Consider the following 19,747-nt stretch of genomic DNA (forward strand, 5'->3'; position numbering starts at 1 on the left):
GGGCGGCAAAGGCACCCAGCGCCGACTAGACGGCATCGAGGCCCGGCGCGGTACCTGGACACCCGGCGCCGACGAACTCGCAAACCGCATGACCGCCCGGTGATCGTGCCGCCTGGACGGTCGGATCATCGCTGGTCAGCACCATATCCGCCCGATTTTCGGCGAGTACTACGGGGACCCCGGCACCGCGCCACCCGGTGGCAACTTTTTTGCGTGTCACGCATATTTGCGTGACGCGCAACTAGTGCTAGTGTGGCGGTATGACGGGGCTGCGAGAGCGCAAGAAGGCCGAGACGCGGGCGGCGCTCGGCTGGGCCGCGATCCACCTCACCGTGGAGCGTGGCTACGACAACGTCCGCGTCGAGGACATCGCCGAGGCGGCCGGTGTCTCCCCGCGCACCTTCAACAACTACTTCTCCAGCAAGGCCGAGGCGATCGCCTCCCGCCACCTCGACCGCAGCCTGCGCACCGCCGCCGCGTTGCGCGAACGCCCCGCCGATGAGCCGCTGTGGGCTGCGCTCACCGGGGCCGCGCTGGAGCAGTTCACGCGCGGCCCCGAGGTCGAGGCGATGCCCTCCCCCGCACACACCCAGTGGGTGACCGGCGTACGCACCATGCTCGCCGAGCCCGCGCTGCAGGGCGAGCGACTGCGCGCGGTCGCGATCGCCGAGGCCGAGCTGGCCGCCGCGGTCGCCGAGCGCACCGGCACCGACCTCGCCACCGACATGTATCCGAGGCTCGTCGCGGCCGCGGCCAGCGCCGCCATCGCCGTCGCCATGCGGCACTATCTCGACAGCGCCGACCCGCCCACCCCGATCGAGCGCCTCATCACCGACGCCTTCACCCAGGTCGCCGCCGGCCTCCCGGCGCCGCTCCGCTAAAGCCCACACTCCTCACCCACCTCCCCAGCCGCGTCACACCCCCGCGGCGGGCCGGCCGCGTGCCGCGCCTGCCGTGGCGATGACGCACGCCCAGAAAGGAACACGATCATGATCGATGTCCTCATCGCCGGAGCCGGCCCCAACGGCCTCATGCTCGCCTGCGAACTGGCCCTCGCCGGCGTCCACCCCGTCGTCCTCGAACGCCACGCCGCGCCCACCGGCGAGTCCCGCGCCAACGGCCTCGTCGGGCAGGTCGTCCGCCTGCTCGACCGGCGCGGCCTCTACGCGCGGCTCAGCGGCGAGAGCACTCCGCCGTTACCCCAGCCGGCCTTCACCTTCGGCGCGTTCCCGCTCGATCTCACGATGCTCGCGCAGAACCCGCACTACGTGCTCGGCGTGCCGCAAGCCCAGCTCGAGGCCGCCCTCGCCACCCGGGCCGCCGAGCTCGGAGTCGACCTGCGCCGCGGTCACGAGGTCGTCGACCTGTGCCAACACCCCGACACGGTCGAGGTTCGCCTTGCTGACGGCAGGCGGCTCACCTCCCGTTTCCTCGTCGGCGCCGACGGCGGCCGCAGCACGGTGCGCCGCCTGGCCGGCATCGACTTCCCCGGCCTCACCAACGACCGGTCGATCTCCCGCACCGCCACCGTGACCGTCCCAGACTCCTTCCTCGACCCCGAGACCGGCGGCCTGCGGGTCCCCGGCTACGGTGTCGTCCCGCCGTTCCAGCACACCCGCACCGCGCGCGGCCTCATCGCCTGGGCCCCGTTCCCCGGCCGCCCGGCGATCCTGAGCACGCATGAGTGGCCCGACGCGCCGGCGAGCGAGGAGACCCCGATGAACCTGGCGGAGCTACGCGCCAGCGTCGCCCGGGTGCTCGGCGCCGACATCCCCATCGGTGCGCCCGACGGTCCCGGTCTGCTGCGGCGGCTGACCGGCGGCAACACCCGCATCGCCGCCCGCTACCGCGCCGGCCGGGTGCTGCTGGTCGGTGACGCCGCGCACGTGCACCCCGCGATGGGCGGCCCCGGCCTCAACCTGGGCCTGCAGGACGCCGTCAACCTGGGGTGGAAGCTCGCGGCCACGGTGCGCGGCTGGGCACCGCAGGGCCTGCTCGACACCTACGAGACCGAGCGCCGCCCCGTCGCCGAACGGGTCGTCATGTCCACCCAGGCACAGGCGGCGCTCATCGGCCCCGGCGACGAGATCACCGGCCTGCGGGAACTCTTCGCCGAACTGCTGCGCAAGCCGGAGGTGACCGGGCACATCGCGGCGCTGATGTCCGGCGCGGACACCCACTACCCCGCCGACCCCGCCGACCCGTTGGCCGGCCGCTGCGCCCCCGACGTGGTCGTGCACGGTGAGCACGGCCCGAAACGCCTCGCCGAACTGACCCGTGCCGCCCGGCCGCTGCTGCTGGACTCCACGGGCGCCTACGCCGGGGTCACCGCGCCATGGCGGGACCGGGTCGACGTGGTCACCGGCCCACTGCAGGGCACGACCGCGACCGCGTTGCTCGTGCGCCCCGACTGCTTCGTCGCCTGGTCCGCCGGGGACACCGGCACGCTGCGCGCTGCGCTCACCCACCACTTCGGCCTTCCGCGATGACCAGAAAGCGCCGTCCATCAGGATAAACGCGCAGGACACTCACGTTCGCGGCCCTCACCGGTTCTGTTGAGCCGCCACGGCGCCACGGTCACCTCCCAGGTGCGGTACTTTCGCCTTTACCGTCCCTGAGGAGAGCTTTTTCGACCATGGGTGCCAACCACTCGCACGGCCCGGCCGCCCCCAGCTCCCGTGGCACGGTGTGGGCGACGCTGGCCGTCATCGTCCCCCTGGCGCTGGCCACGCTGATCGCCCTGATCTGGATGTGGCCCGCAGAGCTCACCTCCAGCGGGCAGCAACCGGCCGGCCTGCAACGGGTGACCGGGACGATCACCGCCATCACCCTCACCCCGTGTCCGCAGGAGCCGCCCGCCGACGGGCAACCCTCTGGCGAGCAGCGGCCGGTCGACCCCGCCACCTGCGGCGACGCCAAGGTCGAGCTGACCAGCGGGCCCGAGGCCGGCCACTTCGTCACCAGCGGCCTTCCCAGCGGGCCCGGCTCGCAGAGGTTCGCCGCGGGCGACGACGTGATCCTGGTCCACACCCCCGGCGGTGACGGTGAGCTGGAGGTGCCGCCGTACCAGATCTCCGACCACGACCGCTCCTCGCCGCTGTGGCTGGCCGGTGTCGCGTTCGCCGCGGCGGTGATCGCTTTTGGCCGCTGGCGCGGGGTGATGGCGCTGATCGGACTGGCCGTCACCTTCGTGCTGCTCCTGCTGTTCGTCATCCCGGCGATCCTGACCGGGCAGCAGCCGCTGCTGGTCGCCATCGTCGGCGCCGCGGCGATCATGCTCGCGGTGCTCTATCTCACCCACGGCTTCACCGTCCCCACCTCGATGGCCGTGGTCGGCACCCTGGTCAGCCTCAGCCTGACCGGCGTGCTGTCGTACGCGGCCATCGGCCTCGCCCAGCTCAACGGGATCACCGACGAGAGCTCGTTCTACCTGGACGTCAGCTACCGGATCAACACCGAGGGCCTGCTGCTGGCCAGCATCATCATCGGCTCGCTCGGTGTGCTGGACGACGTCACCGTCACCCAGGCCGCCACCGTCACCGAACTCTCGCACGCCAACCCCGGCTACACCTTCGCCCAGCTGTACCGGGCCGCCGCCCGGGTCGGCCGCGCCCACATCGCCTCGGTGATCAACACGATCATCCTCGCCTACGCCGGTGCCTCCCTGCCGCTGCTCCTGCTGGTCAGCGTCGGAGACCAGCCCATCGGCGAGGTGGTGACCAACCCGGTCATCGCCACCGAGATCGTCCGCAGCGTGGTGGGCACCCTGGGGCTCATCGCGGCCGTCCCGATCACCACGGCCCTGGCCGCGCTGGCCAGCGCCCGGCGGGCCGCCCCCGAGCACCGGCCGCCCCCGGCGGCACGCCACCGCCGCCGGACGGAGGACCCCCTCACCGGCTCCATCCCCCACTCCTAGCGACCCGGTCACCGCAGTCGCTCCGTGCACGCGGGCCGCCCCGAGGCGGCCGGCGTCCCGGCCGACCAGCAGGACGACCGGCAGCGCGGGTGGCAGGGAGCCGGACATCCCGAAAGCCGCGCGTGTCACGGACGAAGACGCCGACGCGCTAGCGCACCCGCTCCGCCAGGAACTCCTCCCAGGTCCGCCTGCCCACATCGGCGCCGTCCAGCGACAGGTTCTCCCCGGCCCGATAGGCCCTGCCGGCCTTCCCCGGCATCCGCATCGGCATCATCATCCGGCGCTTGCCGCGCGCCCGCAGGTAGCCGCCGACCAGCTCCCCCATCCCGTACACCGTAGGTCCCGCGAGGTCGGGGACCAGGCCGGCCGGCCGCCCCAGCGTCAGCTGCACCAGCCGGGCCGCCACCTCGCGCGAGTCGACCGGCTGGAAGCGCAGCCCGCCAGGGACCGGGACCACCGGCATCTTGCCCATCTTCTCCGCGATCTTCAGGACGAGGTCGTGGAACTGGGCCGCGCGCAGCATCGTCCACGGAATGCCGGAGTCCATCACCGCCCGCTCCGCCTCCAGCTGGGTCTTGAACCAGCCCAGCGGCATCGTGTTCGCCCCGATCACCGAGATGTACACGACGTGCCGCACGCCGGCCTTCGAAGCGGCGCCCATCAGGTTCCACGTCGCCTTGTCGTCCCCCTTGCTGCCGCCCGCCAGGTGCAGGACGGTCTCGACGCCCTTCACCGCGGGCTCGACCCCCTCGCCCTTGAGCAGGTCGGCGGAGAAGTGCTCGACGCCGTTGCCGGGGCCGTGATCACGGCGGCTCAGGGTCCGTACCTCGCGGCCGACCTCCCGCAGCAGGGGGACGACGTGGCCGCCGAGCGTGCCTGTGCCGCCGGTGACCAGGATGGGTGCCGTCATGACTTCTCCAGTGTTCGTTCGGCCGGGAGTCGACCTCCCGGTACTTTCGGCTGGTGTTTTTCGGATTTACTGCTTTGACCCCCGGCGGCGAAGGAATGTGACACGGTGGACGAAAGCGAATGGCTGGCAGGGCGCTTCGAGGAGCATCGGCCCCATCTGCGGTCGGTGGGCTACCGGATGCTCGGCTCGCTCAGCGAGGCCGACGACGCCGTGCAGGAAGCCTGGCTGCGCGTCAGCCGCGCAGGAGCCGGCGACGTGGAGAACCTCGGCGGGTGGCTGACCACGGTGGTGGCGCGGGTGTGCCTGAACATGCTGCGCGCGCGCGAGCATCGGCGTGAGGAACCCATCGACGCACAGGTGGCCGGCACGCTCATCGGCCGGCAGGCCGGGGCCGACCCCGAGCGGGAGGTGTTGATGGCCGACTCGGTCGGGGTGGCGCTGCTGGTGGTGCTCGACACGCTGACACCGGCCGAACGTCTCGCCTTCGTGCTGCACGACATGTTCGCCGTGCCGTTCGAGGAGATCGCCCCGATGCTCGAGCGGTCGCCGGCAGCGACCAGACAGCTCGCGAGCCGCGCCCGCCGCCGGGTCAAAGGGGCGCCTGCGGCCCCCGACACCGACCTGACCCGTCGGCGCCGGGTCGTCGACGCCTTCCTGGCCGCCACGCGCGGAGGGGACTTCGAGGCGCTGGTCGCCCTGCTCCATCCCGACGTGGTGCTCCGGGCCGACAGAGCGGTCATCCCCACCCCCGAGCCCTTCGTGGTCCGCGGGTCCCGTTCCGTGGCCGAGGGAGCGATGGCCGCGATGGAACGGGCCTGGTTCACCGGACCCGCCCTGGTCGACGGGGCGATCGGGCTCGCGATGGCCCCGTACGGCCATCTGCGCCTGGTAATCGGCTTCACGATCACCGAGGACGGGATCACCGAGATCGACGTGATCGCGGAGCCGGACCGCCTTCGCCGGATCGACCTCGCCGTGCCCGAGCCCGACGCCTGACCTCCGCCGGCCCCGCGCCGGACACGGCGGAGGGTCCGGCCGGGGCGCGGGAGATCCCCCGCGCCCCGGCCGGACAGGGCGCTGATCAGGGTGTTGAGAGGATGACGAGCCGCTGGGTCGCCCGGGTCATCGCGACATAGCGGTCGACTGCTCCTTCGACACCCGTGCCGAACGCCTCCGGGTCGACGAGGACGACCAGGTCGAACTCCAGCCCCTTCGACAACTCCGGGGTCAGCGACCGGACGCGAGAGGTCGCCCGGAACGTGGGGTCACCGATGACGCAGGCGATCCCCTCGGCATGCTCGGCGAGCCAGGCCTCAAGGACCGAGTCCAGCTCCGAGACGGATCCGTGGACGACGGGGACAGCGCCGCCGCGGATGGAGGTCGGCACGTTGGCGTCCGGGAGCACGGCCCGGATGACCGGCTCGGCCTCCGCCATGATCTCCTTCGGCGTCCGGTAGTTGATGGTCAGGGAGGCCAGGTTGATCCGGTCGAGCCCGACACGCTCAAGCCGTTCGCTCCACGACTCGGTGAACCCGCCCCTGGCCTGGGCACGATCCCCGACGATGGTGAAGCTTCGCGAGGGGCAGCGCAGCAGCAACATCTGCCACTGCGCGTCGGTGAGTTCCTGGGCCTCGTCCACCACGATGTGCGCGAACGGGCCGGCGAGCAGGTCCGGTTCGAAGGTGGGCAACTCGGACTCGTCGACCAGATTTCGCTGAAGGTCCGCGCGGCGCAGCTGCGTCACGAGCCCTTCACCGTCGTCGTCGGCCTCGATCAGGTTGTCGACGACCTGGGCCATGCGCTCGCGCTGGGCGGCGAGAGCGGCTTCCTGCCGGCGCCTGCGTCGTGACGTCTCCGGGTCGCCGAGGCGTTGGCGCGCAGCGTCCAGGAACGGCAGGTCCGACACCGTCCAGGCCTGGGCGTCGGCGCGCTGCAGTCGCCGGACGTCCTCAAGGCCGAGCCAGGGAGCGCACATCCGCAGGTAGGCCGGCACCGACCACAGGTCTCCGACGAGGTCGGCCGCATCCAGCAGTGGCCACGCGCGATTGAAGGTCGTGAGCAGTTCCTCGTCTCGCAGCAGCGATCTGCGCAGCAGGTCGGCCGAGACCTCGCCGTCGTGCTTGTCGATCAGGATCCTGAGCAGCTCCTCCCAGATCTGGTCGCGTGCCTCGTTGTGCGAGGTACCGGGTTCGGCCGCCCCGAACGCCTCGGCCCAATCGTCGGGGCCCAGCCAGATGTCGGACCAGTGGGTCGTGACCGTCATCCCCTTGGCGGGCGGGTTCTCGTAGAACCTGACGGCCGGCTCGATCGCCTTCAGCAGGTCCGCGGACGACTTCAGACGGGCCACCCGCGGATCGGTCTCGACCGTCGCGGCGGCTCCCTCGGCGACGAGGTCTCGCAGGGTGCAGGTTCGCACGCCCTCCTCTCCGAGACTGGGCAGGACGTCGGCGACATAGGCCAGATAGGGCTGGTGCGGGCCGACGAACAACACGCCGCCCCGGTGGTGACCGAGGCGGGGATCGGAGTAGAGCAGGTAGGCCGAGCGGTGCAGGGCGACGACGGTCTTGCCCGTCCCCGGACCGCCGTCGACGACGAGAGCCCCGCGAGATCCCGCGCGGATGATGGCGTCCTGGTCGGCCTGGATGGTGCCGAGCACGTCTCGCATCCGGGCCGATCGGTCACCGCCCAGGCTGGCGATGAAGGCGGACTGGTCGTCAAGGGCCGCGTGGTGTCCTGCGAATCCCTCCGGGGTGAACACCTCGTCCCAGTAGTCGCTGATCCGGCCGCGGCTCCAGCGGTACCTGCGGCGGCTCGCGAGCCCCATCGGGTTGGCGTGGGTCGCTCCGAAGAACGGCTCGGCCGCGGGAGATCGCCAGTCGAGCAGCAGACGGCGGCCCGCGCTGTCGGTGAGGCCGAGCCGTCCGATGTACACGGGTTCGGAATCGTCCGCGCCGACCATGTGTCCAAGACACAGGTCCAGACCGAAGCGACGCAGCGTACGCAGACGAGCCGACAGCCGATGGATCTCCAGGTCCCGGTCCAGCGCCTGCCGGCCTTTGCCGCCGGGCGCCCTGCGCTCGGCGTCGAGGCGGCCGGACAGGTCGGCGATCGTGTGCTCAAGGCTTTGTGCGATGGCCACGAAGTGCCGTTCGTCACCGGCGATCAGCGCCGGGTCGGCCTTGGGAGCGAGGTGAGCGGGAAGGTCGAACGCGCTGGTGGTCAGCGGGTTCACGTCATCGTCTCCGATCCGAGGTGGACGAGGGGCCTTCCCGGCCCCCTCATACGTCGGCGGCAACACACTCACTTCGCATCCCCCGTTTCCGCAGGTTCCGGCTTCGGCCGACGATTCTGCGGCATGACCCGGGTCTTGTGGCAAGCCCCCCGGTGCGCTATACGTTAAGAGTGGAAAGGTGTGGATATTCCCCTTTCCCCATCGTCCGCCGTGGACGGACGAGACCCTCGCGAAGCGCCGCGCCGCGTACGTCGTCACCGTGCCCCCGAGGCACCGTCCGCCGGCCCGGCCAGTCTGATCACAGACGCGGCGGTGTTCCAGGGCGGGGAGCTGCGAGCTCAGCTCCTCAGGGCTGAGAAGCCGGCCGCGGAATCACCCAGGCCGGCGTCCAGGTCCCGGCGGCGTCGCGGCCGGCCGCTGTGGCGGCGAAGTGGGCGCGGAGGGTGACCAGCCCCGGGTGGGGGTTGTCGCGGTGCCACAGGAGGGAGTGCGGGTAGACGGGCGTCGGGTCGGTCACCGGGATGCGGCGCAGGCCGTGGCCGGTGGGCCAGACCAGGCGGGTGTGTTCGCCGATGAAGGTGGCCAGGGCCGGGGTGTCGGCGACGGTGTCGAGGAGCGCGTCGGAGCCGAAGTTGGGGCCGGTCGCCTCGATGGTGAGGCCGAACTCGGCGACGAGGTCGTCGTAGTAGGCGGCCCACTCGGTCCCGGGGACGATGCCGGGCATCCAGATCCGGTGCCCGGCGAGCTGAGCGACGGTCACCGACCGGGCGTCGGCCAGCGCGTGGGCGGGTCCGGTGAGGAACTGGAGCGACTCGTCGAGCACCCGGACGGACTCCATGTCCTCGGGAAGGGGCCGGCCGGGCACCGCGACGGCACGGAAGGACGCGTCGATCGCTCCCGACCGAATGGCGGCGACGGCCGTCTCGGCGTCGAGCAGCATCACCACGTCGAGTTCGATCTCGGGATGCGCGCGGTGGAAGTCGCGCATCAGGCCCGACGTCGCGGTGCGCGAGGCGATCACGTCGACGCGCAGCCGACGGCTGCCGGGCAGCACGGAGGCGGCCGCGCGCTCGGCGACGCGCAGCAGTTCCCGGGCGTGGGGCAGGAACGCCTGCCCGTCGATGGTGAGCCGGGCCCCGCGCGCGGTGCGGGTGAACAGCCGCACCGCGAGGTCCTTCTCCAGTCCGGCGACGCGCTTGGAGACGGCCTGCTGGGTGATCGACAGATCCGCGGCGGCGTCCTGGAACCGGCCCGCGTCCACGACGGCGACGAATGTGCGCACAGCATCGAGATCCACGCCACCTGACTTTAGGGCACAACTCACAGTTGTATGGATTCGATCGTTTGGTTGTTTGACCCGCCTTTCGTCTGCACGTTTTGATCTCTCGAACAATGGTTGTTTGTTTCGTGGAGATAGCGAGGGCGTGCGGTGGGAAGGTCGCCGGGGTGGCGGTTCGGATGGTTCTGGGCCGCGTACGCGGCAAGCACGTTCGGCACGTGGCTCGCGTTCGACGCATTCGCCCTGATCGCGATTCTCGCTCTGGACGCGGGGCCTGCCGAGGTGTCGGCGCTGGCCGCGGCGGGACTCGCGGTCGGGACGATGGTCGCGGTGCCGCTCGGGCCGTGGGTGGAGTTCCGGCGCAAACGGCCGGTGATGATCGCGATGGACCTGATCCGGTTCGCGGCGCTGATGAGCGTTCCCGCCGCCTACGTGCTCGACCGGCTGAGCCTCGCTCAACTCCTGGTCGTGGCGGTCGTCGTCGGTGCGGCCGACATCGCCTTCACCGCCGCGAGCGGAGCGTGTCTGAAGGCGCTCATCCGCCCCGAGGACCTGCTCGTCGCGAACGGGCGGCTGGAGGCCACGGCCTGGACCGCCACCGCGCTCGGACCACCCCTCGGTACCGCCGCGATCGGGCTGGTGGGCCCGGTGACGAGTGTCGCGGCCAACGCGGTCAGCTTCCTGCTGTCGGCCGCCGGGATCCGCGCCATCGGCGGGCGGGAGCCACGCCCCGCGCGGACCGCCACCTCCTCCCGCCCTGGAGCCGGTGACCTGCTGGAAGGATGGCGCCACATCCTCGCCAGCCCGGCGCTGCGCCCGTTGTTCTTCAACACCGTCCTGGTCAACGGCCTGATCATGGCGGTCTCACCGTTGCTCGCCGTCCTCATGCTCGGCGACCTCGCCTTCGCCCCCTGGCAGTACGGCGTCGCCTTCGGCCTCCCCTGCATCGGCGGCCTCATCGGCTCGCGACTGGCCCGCCCGCTCCTCGCACGGTTCGGACACCACAAGGTCATGCTCACCGCCGGGACGCTGCGCGCGTGCTGGCCACTGGGACTGGCATTCATCCACCCCGGCCCCACCGGGCTCCTCCTCGTCATCACCGTCGAACTCGGCCTGATCACCTGCATGGGCGTGTTCAACCCGGTATTCGCCACCTACCGGCTCCAGCAACTCCCGCCGGACCGGGTCGCCCGCACCCTGTCCGCCTGGTCGATCACGAGTAAAGCCACCATCGCGGCCATGACCGGCGCGTGGGGCCTGCTGGCCGGCCTCACCGGCCCCCGCACCGCGATCGCGATCGCCGGACTCCTCCTCCTGACGACCTCACTCCTCCTCCGGCACGACCACACGCCCCACCCCGAAAACGCCGACCAAGTGCTTCAGGAAGGGCGAACACCCACATGAGCATCCCCACGCTCGACCCCGCCCACGGTTCCATGCCGCGCAAGCGGCCCAAACCGGTGTGCCGTCACACGATCTTGCCGAGAAAACCAGACCTGGAGGGAGCCGGTCACCCGGTCGTGATACCCGGTCGACGTTCGGAGACGGGCCACTGGTAGCCGCTCGTTTCAAGGAACCGGAAGAGTCACTGACCGTCGCCCATCGCGCCGAGCCGACGGCGATGCCCTCCCGGATCGGGCGGCATTAACCTGGGGGCACTTTTTCGCGTTGGGTTTCGTGTCGGGTGAGGAGCCATCTGATGTCGCCGGTTCTGGAGAGTACGGCTCGCGCGCTGCTGCGCAGGATCGCGGTCGAGCAGTCCCAGGCACGTCTGCCTTCGCTGACCGCCGCGGTGGTGCGTGACGGGGAGCTCGCCTGGTTCGGCGCGCGGGGCCGGGTTGAAGGGGCCGCCCCCACCCCTGGCACCCAGTACCGCATCGGCTCGATCACCAAGAGCCTGGTCGCCGTCGTGGTGATGCGCCTGCGCGACGAGGGGAAGGTCGGCCTGCTCGACCCGGTCACCAAGCACCTTCCCGACCTGCGGGTCGGCGAGATGACCGTCGCCCAACTGTTGTCGCACACCTCGGGGCTGAGCGCCGAGTCCCCCGGCCAGTGGTGGGAGCGGACCGCAGGCGTGCCGGCCGCCGAACTCGTCGCCGCGCTCGGGCCCGAGGCGGCCAGGCACCGGCCGGGACGCCGCTACCACTACTCCAACGTGGGCTTCGCCCTGCTGGGTGAGCTGGTGGCCCGCCACCGCGGCGTGAACTGGGCACAGGCCGTGCACGAGGAGATCCTGCTGCCCCTGGGCATGCGTGACACCACGCCCCGGCCGCGCGCGCCCCACGCCACCGGCTACGCCGTGCACCCCTGGGCGGACGTACTGCTGCCGGAACCCGAGCACGACGCGGTCGCCATGGCCCCGGCCGGGCAGCTGTGGTCCACCCCCGCCGACCTCGCCCGATGGGCGGCGTTCGTCGCCGGAGACACCGGGGACGTGCTCGCTCCGGACACCGTGGCGGAGATGCGCGAGCCGGCGATCGTCGACGACGGCGACGCCTGGACGGGCGGATACGGCCTGGGCCTGCAGCTGACGCGCGCGGGCGGCCGCCGCCTGGCCGGTCACACCGGCTCCATGCCGGGCTTCCTGGCCACGGTGTGGGCCGACCCTGCCGACAAGGTCGGCGTGCTGTTCACCGCCAACTCCACCGCGGGCGTCAGCCGCAACCTGCTGACCGACCTGCTGGCCATCCTCGACCAGCACGAACCGCGCCTGCCCAAGGAGTGGGAGCCCGTCGCCGACACCGCGGGCCTGCTGGAGCTCACCGGCCCGTGGTACTGGGGGCCCAGCGCGTACGCGCTGCGGCTGTTGCCCGAGGGCGGCCTCTCCCTCACCCCGATCGGCGGCGCGGGCCGGGCCTCGCGGTTCACCGCCCAAGGCGACGGGACCTGGCTGGGGCTGGACGGCTACTACGCGGGCGAGATTCTGCGCGTGGTCCGCAGGGCCGACGGTTCCCTCAGCCACCTGGACCTCAACACCTTCGTCTTCACCCGTACCCCCTACGACCCGCAGGCGGAGGTGCCCGGCGGGGTGGACGAGGGCGGCTGGCGCGGCTGAGCGGCGACGAGGCCTCGGCGCACCGGGCTTTCGCCCGGTGCCAGGCGACGGCCAGGCACCGGGCCAGAACGGCTTGCGGGGGCGTTTTTCCGCGATCGGCTGGGAGTCGAAGGGGTTGCCGAGCGGGTCGTCGTTGTCGCCGACCGCGTCATGCGCTGCGAGACGACGGCTTCGCGGCGCCGGCCGCTGCGAGGGCCAGAACGGCCGTGTCACGCTGTCAGCTGCGGTGGCCGCGTTCCTCGGCGAGGCGGTGCGGCACCCGCGCCAGCCGCAGGAAGGTCACCAGACCGACACCGCCCATGAGGTTGCCCATGACGGCCCAGCCCAACGCCGCCAACCAGTCCAGGTAACCGAACGGAGCCCGGCCGGTGATCAGGGCGGTGAACATCAGGATCGAGTCCAGCACGCTGTGGAACAGCTGACCACCGGCCAGCAGAGCGCCGAACAACACGGCGGGCACCAACCGGACCCCGAGATCGTCGGTGGCGTGCTGCATCCGGGTCATCAACGTGATCACCATGCCGGCCAGCACCGCGAGAGAGAACGAATGCAGGTTCGTCCCCAGATCCGCGAAGTGGTTGCCGGCCTCCACAGCCGTCCGGTGCGCGGTGCTCGATCCGGCGAACGGAAGAAGACACGGTTCGCAGCAGAAGGCGTGCGGATCGAGGAGAGGCCGGCACCCTCAGCTCAAGAACCGTCGCCTGCCCCCGGACGCTTCGGTGAGCGCCGAAACGTCCGGCGTCTAACCTTCTGAAGATCGCCGGGTCGCAGGGCCCGTACCGTGCGGTTCCCGGCGGAGATCGTGATTCCACCCCCCTCCTTCGTCCACCACCCGGGAGGGGAGGCCGCACCTCAAGGAGAACCGATGACGTCCGATCCGCTGGTCGTGAGCCATCCCGCCGAGATACGGGCCGTGCTGTCCGACTCCCGTTTCACCGTCGCCCCCGTACCGCGCCCGCCGTTCGCGCCGACCGTGGCGTGGCTGCGCGGAGCGGTCGGCCGCTTCGCCGAGGGGACCATGCACGCCGAGCGCCGGGCCGCGGGGGTGGCGGTACTGGCAGGACTGGATCCGGGCGCGTTGCGCGCCGAGGCGTTCCGGCTCGCCTCGCGGGACATCGCCCCTCTCCCCTGCCCTCTGGAACAGGTTCCGGTGCTGGTCCTCGCCATCGCGTTGGGCGTACGCGCCGAGGACGGACCGAGTGCCGTGCGGGCCGTCGCGGCGATCGCCCCGGCCTACCTGCCCGGCGTCGGGGCCGGGCCTGGCGAGGAGGAGGGCGGGGACGTGGCCGACAAAGGGCTGGTGGAGCTCTCACGCCTGCTGGGTGACCCGCCTCCTGAACGGCTGGCCGTGCTGGCGGGACTGCTCGCCCAAGCCTGCGCTCCCACGGTCGCTCTGGTCCGCAGCGCCCTGGCCGCCGCAGCGGCACGGTTTCCGGCGGGAGCGGGGGCCGGGCCTGTGGGGCCGCACCCGGCCGAGGCGTGGACGGTGGAGGAACTGCTGGATGAGACGCTGCGCCACGATCCTCCGGTCCGGACGCTGCGCCGCCGGGCGCCCGGTGACGGAAGGCTCGTGATACTCGACGTCACGGCGGCCGGCCGGGACCTCGCGTGTGTAGGAGGGGAAACGGAGTATCTGACGTTCGGTGCGGGGCCGCGTGCCTGCCCGGGCAGGCGGGTCGCGCTGGCCCTGGCGGCCGGGACGATCGAGGCGGCGACCCGATGACGTTCGCGCGCTTCAGGGCGCTGCACCACGCGGACGAGCCACTGCTGCTTCCCTGCGCGTGGGACCACGCCTCCGCGGCGGCCCTGGTGCAGGCGGGGTTCGCCGCGATCGGGACGACGAGCCTGGGGGTGGCCGCCGCGGCGGGCAAGCCTGACGCCGGGCGGGCGACGCGGGAGGAGACACTGCGGTTGGCACAGACGATGACGAGGCTGGGCGTCCCGGTGACGATGGACATCGAGGCGGGGTTCGCCGAGGAGCCCGAGCGGGTCGCCGACCTGGTGGCGGAGCTGGCCGGACTGGGAGTGGCGGGAATCAACCTCGAAGACGGGCGCGGTGACCGCCTGGCCGACCTCCGGGCACAGGCCGAGCTGGTCGCGGTGGTCAAAAGACGGGTTCCCGAGGTGTTCCTCAACGCCCGTACCGACGCGTTCTGGCTGGACCTGCCCGACGCCCTGACTCCGGCGCTGGAAAGGACCCGCGCCTACGCCGAGGCGGGGGCCGACGGGGTCTTCGTACCGGGCGCGAGTGCCGAGCGGGACATCGAGGCGCTGGTGGCCGGGGTCGGGGTACCGCTGAACGTGCTCGTCTCCCCCGGCGTGCCGATGCGACGGCTCGCCGAACTGGGGGTGGCCCGCGTCAGCTACGGGTCGCTGCTGTTTCGGGCGGCTTTGGGCGCGGCCGTCACCACGGCGCTGGCGGTGGCCCGGGGCGAACCGGTCATCGGCGAGGTGCCCTCCTACGAGCAGGTCGAGGCGCTGCACCGGTACGGCCCGCGCACCGGCGACGGCACGCGCGCAACGAGTGATCGTGAAGGTCAGGAGTCGCGTGGGGTCACCAGGCCCGATTCGTAGGCGAGGACCACGAGTTGGGCGCGGTCGCGGGCATGAAGCTTGGTCATGGCCCGGTTGATGTGGGTTTTCGCGGTCAACGAGCTGATCACCATGCGGTCGGCGATCTCATCGTTGGACAGACCCCGCGCGACCAGGGCGACGGCCTCGCGTTCGCGGTTGGTGAGCTCTTTCAGCCCCGTGCCGGTGCCGGTGTGGAGCGGCTGGGTGATGTACCGGTTGATGAGCTTGCGGGTGATCGAGGGGGCGAGCAGCGCGTCGCCGCGGGCGGCGACGCGCACGGCGTGCAGGAAGTCCTCGGGCACGATGTCCTTGACGAGGAATCCGGCCGCGCCGGCGCGCAGCGCGTTGAAGACGTGTTCGTCCAGGCCGTAGTTGGTCAGGATGACGACGTGCACCCCGGCCAGGGCCGGGTCCGCGGCGATGAGCCGGGTCGCCTCGATGCCGTCGACGACCGGCATCTGGATGTCGACGAGAGCGACGTCGGGCAGGTGCTCCCTGGCCAGGGCGAGCCCTTGCCTCCCGTCGGCGGCCTCGGCCACCACCTCGATGTCGTCTTCGAGGTCGAGGAGCGCGCGAAATCCGCCGCGAATGAGCGGCTGGTCGTCGACGAGCAGGACCCGGATCACGGCGTCCGCTCCACGGGAAGTTCGGCCTGGACGGTGAACCCGCCCTCCTCGCGCGGTGCCGCCCGCAGGTGCCCGCCGAGGGCGGTGACCCGTTCGCGCATCCCGAGCAGACCGACACCGGGCACCGGGGCCGCGTCCGACCTGGCCTTTCCGTCGTCGTCGACGCGTATCGCGAGGGTGTCGGGACGGTAGTCGATCCGGACCGACGCCGTCGCGGCGGCGGCGTGACGGGTGATGTTGGTCAGTGACTCCTGGACGATCCGGTAGACGGTCCGCTCCACCGCGGCCGGTACGTCGTGTCGCCGCCCCTCGATCGTCAGCGTCGCCTGCAAACCGCCCGTCCGGGCCCGTTCCACCAGCTCCGCGACATGGTCGAGGCCGCGCGGCGGGGGCGGATCCTCCTCGCGCAGCGCCTCCAGGGTCGCCCGCAGTTCCCGGGTCGCCTCACGACCGGCCTCCCGGATCGCCAGCAGGGCCTCCGGCACCTGCTCACCACGCTTGCGGGCCACGTGGACGGCGACCTCGGCCTGCACCTTGATGATCGAGATCTGGTGGGTGAGCGAATCGTGCAACTCCCGCGCGATGTGCAGCCGCTCCTCGTCTGCGCGGCGCCGCGCGGTCTCCTCCCGGGTGCGCTCGGCCTCGTCCGCCCGCCGCTCGGCCTGCCGCAGCGCCTCCCCCGCGGCGCCGGCCGCGATCAGCCAGGCCAGCTCAAGGGCGCCTCGGGCCTGCGCGAACGCCTCACCCGTGTCGTGCGACCCCGCGGCCAGGGCCGCGAGCGGAAGAAGGACCAGCATGATCGCGCTCGCCGCCACCGTGAAGACGCGGTGCCCCGCCCGCACGGCCGCGTACACCGCGAACAGGTACGCGACGGCGGGCACGTCGAAACCGGCCGCCTGGTAACCCGCCGCGCACAGCCCGGTGACGGCCAGGACGGCGAGTGGAGCACGACGGCGCGCGACCAGCACCAGGCCACCGGCCGCCAGCAGCGCGTAGCCGAGCAGCCCCAGGTAGGTGGCGGAGTGCCGCCCGGACAGCCCGGTGACCAGCAGCGTCGCCGCCACGCCGACGGCGATCACCCAGTCCGTGGTACCCGCCCGCACGCCGGACCGTCCTGTCCCCATGGGCGCACCTTAGCCGGATGTCCCCACGGGCGACTCCTGCGCGCGGACCAGTCTCCGGCTACCGCACCCGCGGTATCTTTCGCGGCTCCTGCGGCGTTCGCGGCAACCGGGTGCGCGTCGGCGGCAGCGCGAAGTGCCCGCCCGCGCGGGACGACCGGCGACGGGCCCGGCGGACATGATCAGACGACATCCGGTTCACGGGAGAAAACACATAAAAGGAGCGTCCCATGTCCGTCCGTCAACTGCTCGCCGCCGCGGCCGCCCCGATCGGAGTACTCGCACTCGCCGCACCGACGGCCGCGCACGCCTCGGCCCAACTGGACCCCGTCGGCGCCTACACCATGACCGCCGGGCGTCTGTGGTCCCTGATCGCCGCGCTGCTGGGGGTGGCAGGCGTGGTCATCGGCGGGCTCGCCCTGGCACGCTCCGCAGGGCGTATCGGCTCCGGCTCCGGGAGAAGGGGAGCCGTCGTGGCTCTGGTGGCGGGGGCGGTCGGCGCGGTCATCGGCGGGCTGGTCGTGGCCGCCGCAGACGGTGGTCCCGGCACCGGTTACGGAATAGTCGGGGGCTTCATAGCCCTGGCGGTAGGGCTGATGGCCATGGCACTCGGCGGGCTGGCCCTGGCCCGCTCCCGCCGAGCCGTCTGACGTCGACACGATCGTGACGTCCGCCAGGGCTCGGGCCGACGTGGATCGCCCGGAGCGAGGCGCGGCCGTACAGCCGGCGTTCTGTGGCCACGCATGGCGACTCGCCCATAACAGTCATCCACCTGGGCATAGGGTTGGCGGGATGGCGCTGCGACTCGTTCGGGTGAATTTCAAGGCTCGGGACGACTCGGCCCTCGGCCGGTTCTGGGCCGAGGCCCTCGGCTGGGGCATCTCCAGCGAGGGCCCCGGGGTGACCAACGTCGGACCCGTGGGCTTCACCTGGCCGGACCCCACCGCCGTCTGCGTCGATGTCGTCACCGTTCCGGACCCGGAAACGGTGAGGTACCGCGTGCACCTCGATCTCGCCACCACCTCCGCGGCCCATCAGGCGGAGTTGGTCGCGCGCCTGCGGGAATTGGGTGCGACGCCTGCGGACGTGGGCCAGGGCGACGTCTCGTGGATCGTCCTCACCGACCCGGCGGGCAACGAGTTCTGCGTCCTCACCCCGGGCTGACGCGAAGCCGTGGACACCGGCGACGGCTACCGGTCCCCCAGACGGCCTTCGTCAGCGAGGGGCCGGTAGCGCCGACGAAGGCTCGGCCGGAAAACCGTTTGAGCCTTCCTTCCGCATTCCCATAGGTTGCCTCCCAGCCCCGTCGCAGTGAGGACAGAGGACGAAACCACGTGACCCCGCCCGCTTTTTAGACCTGACACCTTCTTTCGCTCACCTGTAGCCGACGTTCCCGTCGGTCCTGCCGGGCTGCCCGTGTGCGCCCGGTCCTACAGCGTTTGAGGCCGCGCGCAATCGGCCTCGTGTCAGGTCTAGAGAGATCATGTCTTCACAACCTCATATCGTGCTGCCCTGGGTCGTTCACCGGACCAGGCTTCCTCTGCTGTCGCTGCGGTGCGTGGACTGCCGGTCGGAGTCGGCCACCCCCGGCGAGGGCAGGTTCCGCGTCAACGCCAACGGCAAGCTGCTGGACGTGTGGCTGCTGGTGCGCTGCGTGTCCTGCGATCGGACGGGCAAGCTCACCGTGCACGAGCGAGCGCCGGTCAGATCCTTCGATCCGACCGAACTCCGCGGCTACCACGCCAACGATCCGGAACTGGTGGCGTCCAGGCTGCTGGATCCGCTGCTCGCCAGGCGCAACCGCTTCGTCCTGGACTGGACAGGGGCCTGGCGGCTGGACACCCGGTCGGCATGGTCCGACGAGGCGTGGCCGGTGCAGGTGGAGGTCGTTTTCGAGGATCCGGTGCCGGTGCGTCCGGAACGGCTCCTCGCCCAGGGGCTAGGCCTCAGCAGGAACGAGGTGCTGCGCCGGATCAAGTGCGACATTCCGCTGCGCCGTACGACGAGCACCGGATTCACTTTTACCGTGATGGCCCAGGACTAGCGGGAATGGCGCCGCGGCAGGCCTCCGACCTGCTGCGGCGCCATTCCCGAAACTATGCCAACCCCGGCCGTGCGAGCCACGCCCCGTCACAGAACGCGAATGGAATTGATGTGCGAGGGCGTCACCGAATTGGCCGGGATGGCCGCCGTGGTGCGATGGCTCAGGTGGCGCCGTTGTCTCCGCGCAGAGCCGCCGCGAAGCGCCGACCCGGTGCCGGGTCGACCCCGAAGCGCTCGGCGTAGCGTTCGTGATTCTCCTCCCACCCTTCGTGCGCGTCCTCTTCTGAGAGGTCCTTGCCGGCGAGATGAGGCTCAAGCCGCGAAAGGTAGGCGTCCCAGCCGGTGGCGGTCTGCGCTGAGATGTCGCGGTCATCGAAGACGTGGGTGAAGACCAGGCGGCAGCCGTCTCCATGAGTGGCCAGATCGAAGCTGTATGACTGGCCGGCATAGGTCCAGGCCAGGCGATGGGGTGGATCGACCTCTGTCACCTCGCCGGTCACGCCGGCGACTTCGAAGATCTCTCCCGTCGCCGGTGTCCAGTCCGCGGCCGCGGGAAACCAGCGCTCGAGCTCTGCGGGCACGCTGACGGCTCGCCACACGCGCTCGACCGGGTAGGCGAGCGTGCGCTCGAAGCGCAGCGCCGGGCGGCCATCGATGGTTTCCAGGGTTCCGTCAATCATGGGTTCTCCTCCAGGTGTCGTTCCAGGGTGTCGAGGTGCCTCGACCAGAACACGCGATAGGGCTCCAGCCACTGGTCGACCTCGGCGAGGGGATCTGGGCGCAACGCGTACATGCGCTGCTTGCCGTTCGTGCGCACCACGACGAGTCCGGCCTCGCGCAATACCTTGAGGTGCTTCGACACGCCGGGTTGGCTGAGATCGAGGCGTTTCACCAGCTCCCCGGCGGGCCGCTCGCCGTCACGCAACAGGTCGAGAATCTGTCTGCGGTGCGGCTCGGCCAGGGCTGCGTAGGCGCTCATGCGCTCATATTG

The 19,747-nt window shown here is 71.4% G+C and carries 18 protein-coding genes and 1 pseudogene; 11 read left to right on the top strand and 8 right to left on the bottom strand.

The features are described 5' to 3' along the window. Positions 1-260 precede the first annotated feature (260 nt). The 3 genes from ABZ664_RS35075 (at position 261) to ABZ664_RS35085 (ending at position 3,916) form a co-directional block, all read left to right on the top strand. Positions 261-881, top strand: coding sequence for a TetR family transcriptional regulator (locus ABZ664_RS35075; RefSeq protein ID WP_362520130.1), 621 nt, complete (start codon positions 261-263; stop codon positions 879-881). Between the two features lie 108 nt (positions 882-989). Further along, positions 990-2,489 carry an FAD-dependent monooxygenase gene (locus ABZ664_RS35080; RefSeq protein WP_362520132.1) on the top strand — a complete coding sequence of 500 codons (1,500 nt, stop codon included), beginning with the start codon at positions 990-992 and terminating at the stop codon, positions 2,487-2,489. A gap of 146 nt (positions 2,490-2,635) precedes the next feature. Continuing rightward, entirely contained in the window at positions 2,636-3,916 is a 1,281-nt protein-coding gene (locus ABZ664_RS35085; protein WP_362520134.1) for a YibE/F family protein, read from the top strand. Between the two features lie 148 nt (positions 3,917-4,064). Here ABZ664_RS35085 and ABZ664_RS35090 read toward each other — a convergent pair whose 3' ends face one another. Further along, complete coding sequence (locus ABZ664_RS35090) at positions 4,065-4,826, bottom strand: NAD(P)H-binding protein (protein WP_362520136.1); 762 nt, start codon at positions 4,824-4,826, stop codon at positions 4,065-4,067. A gap of 105 nt (positions 4,827-4,931) precedes the next feature. Between ABZ664_RS35090 and ABZ664_RS35095 the strand changes: the two genes are divergently transcribed. Next, positions 4,932-5,822 (top strand): sigma-70 family RNA polymerase sigma factor, encoded by an 891-nt coding sequence (locus ABZ664_RS35095; RefSeq protein ID WP_362520139.1) that lies wholly within the window; start codon positions 4,932-4,934, stop codon positions 5,820-5,822. Positions 5,823-5,907: 85 nt separating this feature from the next. Here the strand turns inward: ABZ664_RS35095 and helR are convergent, their stop codons facing one another. Then, positions 5,908-8,058, bottom strand: coding sequence for an RNA polymerase recycling motor ATPase HelR (gene helR, locus ABZ664_RS35100; RefSeq protein WP_362520142.1), 2,151 nt, complete (start codon positions 8,056-8,058; stop codon positions 5,908-5,910). Positions 8,059-8,404: 346 nt separating this feature from the next. Beyond that, the gene (locus ABZ664_RS35105) at positions 8,405-9,355 is read right to left on the bottom strand and encodes a LysR family transcriptional regulator (protein WP_362520145.1); all 951 of its coding nucleotides are present in this window, start codon (positions 9,353-9,355) and stop codon (positions 8,405-8,407) included. A 132-nt stretch (positions 9,356-9,487) separates the two neighbouring features. Here ABZ664_RS35105 and ABZ664_RS35110 point away from each other — a divergent pair, with 132 nt between their 5' ends. Together ABZ664_RS35110 and ABZ664_RS35115 are read left to right on the top strand one after the other, a co-directional pair. Beyond that, positions 9,488-10,741: an MFS transporter gene (locus ABZ664_RS35110; RefSeq protein ID WP_362520148.1), complete on the top strand. Its 1,254-nt coding sequence runs from the start codon at positions 9,488-9,490 to the stop codon at positions 10,739-10,741. Positions 10,742-11,036: 295 nt separating this feature from the next. Then, positions 11,037-12,392 (top strand): serine hydrolase domain-containing protein, encoded by a 1,356-nt coding sequence (locus tag ABZ664_RS35115; protein WP_362520152.1) that lies wholly within the window; start codon positions 11,037-11,039, stop codon positions 12,390-12,392. A gap of 217 nt (positions 12,393-12,609) precedes the next feature. On the opposite strand, the gene ABZ664_RS35120 is transcribed toward ABZ664_RS35115, so the two are convergent. Further along, positions 12,610-12,984 (bottom strand): formate/nitrite transporter family protein, encoded by a 375-nt coding sequence (locus ABZ664_RS35120; protein ID WP_362520155.1) that lies wholly within the window; start codon positions 12,982-12,984, stop codon positions 12,610-12,612. A 273-nt stretch (positions 12,985-13,257) separates the two neighbouring features. Here ABZ664_RS35120 and ABZ664_RS35125 point away from each other — a divergent pair, with 273 nt between their 5' ends. Both ABZ664_RS35125 and ABZ664_RS35130 read left to right on the top strand, forming a co-directional pair. Then, positions 13,258-14,115 (top strand): hypothetical protein, encoded by an 858-nt coding sequence (locus ABZ664_RS35125; RefSeq protein WP_362520158.1) that lies wholly within the window; start codon positions 13,258-13,260, stop codon positions 14,113-14,115. Next, positions 14,112-14,966: an isocitrate lyase/phosphoenolpyruvate mutase family protein gene (locus ABZ664_RS35130; RefSeq protein WP_362520161.1), complete on the top strand. Its 855-nt coding sequence runs from the start codon at positions 14,112-14,114 to the stop codon at positions 14,964-14,966. The genes ABZ664_RS35125 and ABZ664_RS35130 overlap by 4 nt, the downstream gene beginning before the upstream one ends. Here the strand turns inward: ABZ664_RS35130 and ABZ664_RS35135 are convergent. Next, positions 14,930-15,592 carry a response regulator transcription factor gene (locus ABZ664_RS35135; RefSeq protein ID WP_362520164.1) on the bottom strand — a complete coding sequence of 221 codons (663 nt, stop codon included), beginning with the start codon at positions 15,590-15,592 and terminating at the stop codon, positions 14,930-14,932. The genes ABZ664_RS35130 and ABZ664_RS35135 overlap by 37 nt on opposite strands. Then, complete coding sequence (locus ABZ664_RS35140; RefSeq protein ID WP_362520167.1) at positions 15,589-16,716, bottom strand: histidine kinase; 1,128 nt, start codon at positions 16,714-16,716, stop codon at positions 15,589-15,591. Before ABZ664_RS35140 ends, ABZ664_RS35135 begins: the two co-directional genes overlap by 4 nt. Positions 16,717-16,943: 227 nt before the next feature. On the opposite strand from ABZ664_RS35140, the gene ABZ664_RS35145 reads away from it, so the two are divergent. From ABZ664_RS35145 to ABZ664_RS35155, 3 genes and pseudogenes are all read left to right on the top strand, one after another. Next, positions 16,944-17,363 carry a DUF6223 family protein gene (locus ABZ664_RS35145; protein ID WP_362520170.1) on the top strand — a complete coding sequence of 140 codons (420 nt, stop codon included), beginning with the start codon at positions 16,944-16,946 and terminating at the stop codon, positions 17,361-17,363. Between the two features lie 142 nt (positions 17,364-17,505). Continuing rightward, positions 17,506-17,871: pseudogene (locus ABZ664_RS35150) on the top strand (VOC family protein); the annotation flags it as partial. Between the two features lie 346 nt (positions 17,872-18,217). Next, positions 18,218-18,757 (top strand): DUF1062 domain-containing protein, encoded by a 540-nt coding sequence (locus tag ABZ664_RS35155; protein ID WP_362520173.1) that lies wholly within the window; start codon positions 18,218-18,220, stop codon positions 18,755-18,757. 160 nt (positions 18,758-18,917) lie between these two features. On the opposite strand, the gene ABZ664_RS35160 is transcribed toward ABZ664_RS35155, so the two are convergent. Together ABZ664_RS35160 and ABZ664_RS35165 are read right to left on the bottom strand one after the other, a co-directional pair. Then, complete coding sequence (locus tag ABZ664_RS35160; protein WP_362520176.1) at positions 18,918-19,436, bottom strand: SRPBCC domain-containing protein; 519 nt, start codon at positions 19,434-19,436, stop codon at positions 18,918-18,920. Further along, positions 19,433-19,735 (bottom strand): metalloregulator ArsR/SmtB family transcription factor, encoded by a 303-nt coding sequence (locus ABZ664_RS35165; protein WP_362520180.1) that lies wholly within the window; start codon positions 19,733-19,735, stop codon positions 19,433-19,435. The genes ABZ664_RS35160 and ABZ664_RS35165 overlap by 4 nt, the downstream gene beginning before the upstream one ends. Positions 19,736-19,747: the final 12 nt, after the last annotated feature.

The sequence above is a fragment of the Streptosporangium sp. NPDC006930 genome (assembly GCF_040635605.1).
In the GTDB taxonomy this organism is placed as follows: Bacteria; Actinomycetota; Actinomycetes; order Streptosporangiales; family Streptosporangiaceae; genus Streptosporangium.

Excerpts from the sequence above, each read along its gene's own strand:
- ABZ664_RS35145 (WP_362520170.1), top strand. The coding sequence starts at position 16,944 with ATGTCCGTCCGTCAACTGCTCGCCGCCGCGGCCGCCCCGATCGGAGTA.
- ABZ664_RS35080 (WP_362520132.1), top strand. The coding sequence starts at position 990 with ATGATCGATGTCCTCATCGCCGGAGCCGGCCCCAACGGCCTCATGCTC.
- ABZ664_RS35075 (WP_362520130.1), top strand. The coding sequence starts at position 261 with ATGACGGGGCTGCGAGAGCGCAAGAAGGCCGAGACGCGGGCGGCGCTC.
- ABZ664_RS35085 (WP_362520134.1), top strand. The coding sequence starts at position 2,636 with ATGGGTGCCAACCACTCGCACGGCCCGGCCGCCCCCAGCTCCCGTGGC.
- ABZ664_RS35115 (WP_362520152.1), top strand. The coding sequence starts at position 11,037 with ATGTCGCCGGTTCTGGAGAGTACGGCTCGCGCGCTGCTGCGCAGGATC.
- ABZ664_RS35125 (WP_362520158.1), top strand. The coding sequence starts at position 13,258 with ATGACGTCCGATCCGCTGGTCGTGAGCCATCCCGCCGAGATACGGGCC.
- ABZ664_RS35165 (WP_362520180.1), bottom strand. The coding sequence starts at position 19,735 with ATGAGCGCCTACGCAGCCCTGGCCGAGCCGCACCGCAGACAGATTCTC.
- ABZ664_RS35130 (WP_362520161.1), top strand. The coding sequence starts at position 14,112 with ATGACGTTCGCGCGCTTCAGGGCGCTGCACCACGCGGACGAGCCACTG.
- ABZ664_RS35090 (WP_362520136.1), bottom strand. The coding sequence starts at position 4,826 with ATGACGGCACCCATCCTGGTCACCGGCGGCACAGGCACGCTCGGCGGC.
- ABZ664_RS35160 (WP_362520176.1), bottom strand. The coding sequence starts at position 19,436 with ATGATTGACGGAACCCTGGAAACCATCGATGGCCGCCCGGCGCTGCGC.
- ABZ664_RS35140 (WP_362520167.1), bottom strand. The coding sequence starts at position 16,716 with ATGGGGACAGGACGGTCCGGCGTGCGGGCGGGTACCACGGACTGGGTG.